Origin of the sequence: Virgibacillus oceani (assembly GCF_041521345.1) — a bacterium.
GTDB classification, from domain to species: domain Bacteria; phylum Bacillota; class Bacilli; order Bacillales; family Amphibacillaceae; genus Virgibacillus_N; species Virgibacillus_N oceani_A.
The window spans coordinates 1-3,889 of the sequence record NZ_JBGOHB010000060.1 but is presented as its reverse complement, the minus strand read 5'-3'; the positions used below and the strand labels follow the sequence as shown (position 1 = coordinate 3,889).

The 3,889-nt window shown below is 36.9% G+C and carries 4 protein-coding genes; 2 read left to right on the top strand and 2 right to left on the bottom strand.

What is annotated here, in order from left to right; all coding sequences use genetic code 11:
- Positions 1-283: 283 nt before the first annotated feature.
- Both ACDX78_RS23065 and ACDX78_RS23060 read right to left on the bottom strand, forming a co-directional pair.
- Complete coding sequence (locus ACDX78_RS23065; protein ID WP_486031188.1) at positions 284-577, bottom strand: hypothetical protein; 294 nt, start codon at positions 575-577, stop codon at positions 284-286.
- A gap of 530 nt (positions 578-1,107) precedes the next feature.
- Positions 1,108-2,094 (bottom strand): bile acid:sodium symporter family protein, encoded by a 987-nt coding sequence (locus ACDX78_RS23060; RefSeq protein ID WP_486031187.1) that lies wholly within the window; start codon positions 2,092-2,094, stop codon positions 1,108-1,110.
- A 371-nt stretch (positions 2,095-2,465) separates the two neighbouring features.
- On the opposite strand from ACDX78_RS23060, the gene ACDX78_RS23055 reads away from it, so the two are divergent.
- Positions 2,466-2,609 (top strand): CsbD family protein, encoded by a 144-nt coding sequence (locus tag ACDX78_RS23055; RefSeq protein WP_486031185.1) that lies wholly within the window; start codon positions 2,466-2,468, stop codon positions 2,607-2,609.
- A 365-nt stretch (positions 2,610-2,974) separates the two neighbouring features.
- Positions 2,975-3,436, top strand: coding sequence for a YndM family protein (locus tag ACDX78_RS23050; protein ID WP_486031183.1), 462 nt, complete (start codon positions 2,975-2,977; stop codon positions 3,434-3,436).
- Positions 3,437-3,889 lie beyond the last annotated feature (453 nt).

Here is a 3,889-nt window from a genome sequence, read left to right as displayed (position 1 = left end):
TCAAGAGATAGCTTAGATTCTAAATTACATGTGAAGTATCAATTTTATTTTCTCAAAAAATCAAATTTGAGAGAGCTGCTTTCCTGTTGTCTTTTTAGAGCAATTTTCATAAGTGTTTTCATACAAATGTTAGTTGAACGAATCGGGCCGTTACTGGCTGTTAGATCTCCCACTTAGCATTTTCATGTTTCCTTCATTCTTGAAGTGGGAGTCTCACAGCCAGTTACACTGCGATAAAAAAACATCGACCGGGTGGGGGTCCTTCTGGTCGATGTTTTTTATGTTATCCTTCGCTTTTTACTGTTCGCTCTTTATATAATCTTTCATTGCCCTCAGCAGTGCTTAACCTGCTCATCTCTTCCTTTGTTAAACGCAGTGTATATCCATACGGAATCGTTTTACCATTAATGCCCATTCGTGCTGCATGTTCAGCCGATTCACTCGAAATCTCTTCAAAATAACTTCCTTTTATCGCATTTTTAAAATAGTCCCTGGCTTCATCACTTTTAAAAACCAAAATGAATTTATCCCGTAGAAAATCCGGCTGATGCCGAATGAAAAATTGTAATTTGGACACTAAAACACACCTCCATATGTTGTATAACAAAGAGATTATGGCTTCACATCGTTTTATAATATAAATAATAAAGTAATGTTCATTTTGGTTCGAACAACCATTTTATATTTTCCCCTTATACCCCAATCGGTTTAACCCTATTTTCAAACAGAAATTGTTTCCTGACTCAGATATAGAGGGTTATCATGAGTAGCGGAAATAAAGAATAAATGGACGGTGCCACTGATAAAGCATAAGATGCTTTTGGCACTTTGACAAAGGATAAGTGCAAACAGACAGAAGGTAAATTCGATAAAGTAAAGGGCTCATTTAAGGATAAAGCTGGTGGGAAAAAAATAAAGATAATCGGTAATGCATTGAAAGAGCATATCATGCCGGATATGCTCTTTATCCATGTTTTAATAAATGTTTAAAGTATATAATTCATTCTTTGTATACCCTGCCATTGAGAGATATTCTTGGAACCCAATAATTGTAGTTTTACAAAGAGGACCTCAAACTTTATTTGTGGGTGCCCGACTTACTATCCCTCACTTGCCGGAAACTTTCAGCTCCCTATGTTCACTTTCTTTTTTATCTGCGGAGTCGGCCTTTTTCCTTCTTTTGGCCCAATATGTTGCGATAATTGGACCTGTGATGTTATGCCATACAGCCGCGGCAGCACTTGGGAGGGCTGCTAATGGCTCGAAATGTACAGTAGCCAGGGAGACACCCAATCCGGAATTTTGCATACCGACTTCCAGGGAAATCGCCCTTTGTTTTGATATATCCAATCTCAATAAATAGGCGATAAGATAACCAAGTCCAAGACCAAACGCATTATGAAGCATAACTGCTGTGAAAACCAGAAGTCCGGATGAAGCGATATTTTCTACATTGGCTGATACTACAGCGGATACGATAATAATGATGGCGGTAACCGATATTAGCGGAATAGCCGTAATGCTTTTTTCTACAACGAGCGGAAAAAATCGTTTGACCAAAAGACCTAAAACAATTGGGACAATTATAACTTGGACAATGGACAAGAGCATGGAAATTGGATCCACCGGCAGCCACTGTCCTGCAAGCAAAAGTAAAATAAATGGTGTCGCAATTGGCGCAAGCAATGTGGACAGCGAGGTCATGGTAATCGAAAGTGCTACATCCCCTCTGGCAAGATACACCATTACATTTGACGCCGTTCCGCCAGGCACGGAACCAAGGAGAACGAGCCCTGCCGCTATAGTTGGAGGCAGATTTAACAGATAGGCGATCGCAAAGGCCGTCAATGGCATAATGATAAACTGGGCAGCGACCCCAATAATCACCGGTAATGGTTTAGTCAGTATCAGTTTAAAATCGACCGCTTTTAACGTAAGCCCCATACCAAACATAACGACGCCAAGCAAAATGGTTACGTAGGAATTCAGCCAAAGAAATTGAGCTGGTGCCATAAAGGCGATAACAGCAATCACAATAACCAATACTGCAAAATATTTCCCTGCCAGCCCGCTGATTGCATTTAATATTTTCATTTTTAAGTCTCCCCCCTGTTGTGTTTTCATGATTTTATTTGGATTAAGTACTGTTTATGGACCGATTTTCTCATGACATAGTAGCAGGCTTAGATATGCTATTGCGATCATTTTAGGTAGTCGATTTCCCTGGTGATTACCCTTTTCTGTATTTTCGTTTATTATACCAAACTTATATGAACTTGAGTTAATAGTTTACTTTATTTTCGAATAAATAGAACGGATTTAAGTATATGCCCTAACGGGGTTACGGGCGTTATTATCAAAAGAACCTCCGCTTTACACTGTTTTACATCTTCAGTCAGTCCTATAGTTATGGCGTTGTAAAGGCGGGTAGGAGAATTGTATATAAACGAAATTGTGGGGATAAAATGGAGGGTACCCTCGATAAAGCAAAAGATGCATACGGCGGACTCGCAAACGATAAATCCAAACAAGCTGAAAGTAAAGTTGATAAGATGAAAGGTTCCTTTAAGGATAAAGCAGGCGATGAAAAAAATAAAAATAATCAATAATGACGATCAAAGAGCATTTTCCAGTGGATATGCTCTTTTCTATTTAAATACAATACTTACATCATCCTATAATTGTTTAGCCGTGAAACATATATATTTATTCCTCAATATAACACTTTGCTCAAGCTATGATTCCAAATTGCCAAAAAACAATTTTTCTCTATTAGCAGACTCCTTGATGTTGGATTATTATAACAAGTTTGTATTTATTATATTTACTTCTTTATTCAGCTATATCTGGTCCAGCTCCCTCCTTCATTTTTTATTTGAAGCGGTTAAGCTCTCAAATACTTCAAACACTTTTTCATAATTTCATCCATTATGCCCATACTAAATACAAACCGGTCGAAAGGATGAATTTTTCCATGAATCATATAAAAGCACTAGGTATAAAATTTATTGTCATTTCTATTATTGTTTTTTCATTGTTTTCGATTTTCAATTTTGCCGTATTCGACAACTTACTTTTGATTAGCTTAACAGCAACGATTGTAACTTATCTTTTAGGTGATATGCTCATACTGAAAAAACTTGGCAATGTGACAGCTACACTTTCCGACTTTGCGTTATCTTTCTTTTTATATTGGATATTGGGCAGTCTTTTCTTCGGAATGAGTGCAGCAATCACGCTCACCTCACTGACAGCTGCTTTCTTTACTACAATTGCTGAGCCTTTTATCCATGTATATATTCAGAATCAGGTATTTTCAAATGATAAGAAAGATACACCTAAATCATTCAGACACGTACAAACTGAGTTTGCGGATGAAATGGAACTGGGTCGACGAAATAAGAAAGATTATGAGGCAAGGAAAAAACGTGATTAGAATGACATCACTGCATAGCTAATGAACCAAAAACCACCCTTCATAAGGAATATGGGTGGTTTTTGATTTAGGTATTTATATTTTTACCACTAGCGTTGCAGGGAAATTATATAAAAAAATCAAGAGAAATTTATTATGTGAAACTTGGGAATAATAGCAAACTTACCTTTAAAATGCCACAAAAAAACCTTATAATCAGGGTATGGTAGTCCTGTCCAAGTCCCTAATTATAAGGAGAACGTATGGACAATCATACAGCCTATTAACTTTTTTTCATAAATAAAACAAGGTTTTTATCAGAAAATTAAATCATTCCATTCGAACTCATAAATGGTTCTCACCCAAAAAGGTCAAAAATCCCACCAACTAGACTGAACAATTCGTTATAATAGGTATAGAATAACTTGTTGGAGGTTATCCCATGTTCAGACCAGGCAAAAAAGATATTCAAAA

What these genes read in the sequence shown, in the direction of transcription:
- ACDX78_RS23060 (WP_486031187.1), bottom strand. Translation starts at nt 2,094, where the DNA reads ATGAAAATATTAAATGCAATCAGCGGGCTGGCAGGGAAATATTTTGCA.
- ACDX78_RS23055 (WP_486031185.1), top strand. Translation starts at nt 2,466, where the DNA reads ATGGAGGGTACCCTCGATAAAGCAAAAGATGCATACGGCGGACTCGCA.
- ACDX78_RS23050 (WP_486031183.1), top strand. Translation starts at nt 2,975, where the DNA reads ATGAATCATATAAAAGCACTAGGTATAAAATTTATTGTCATTTCTATT.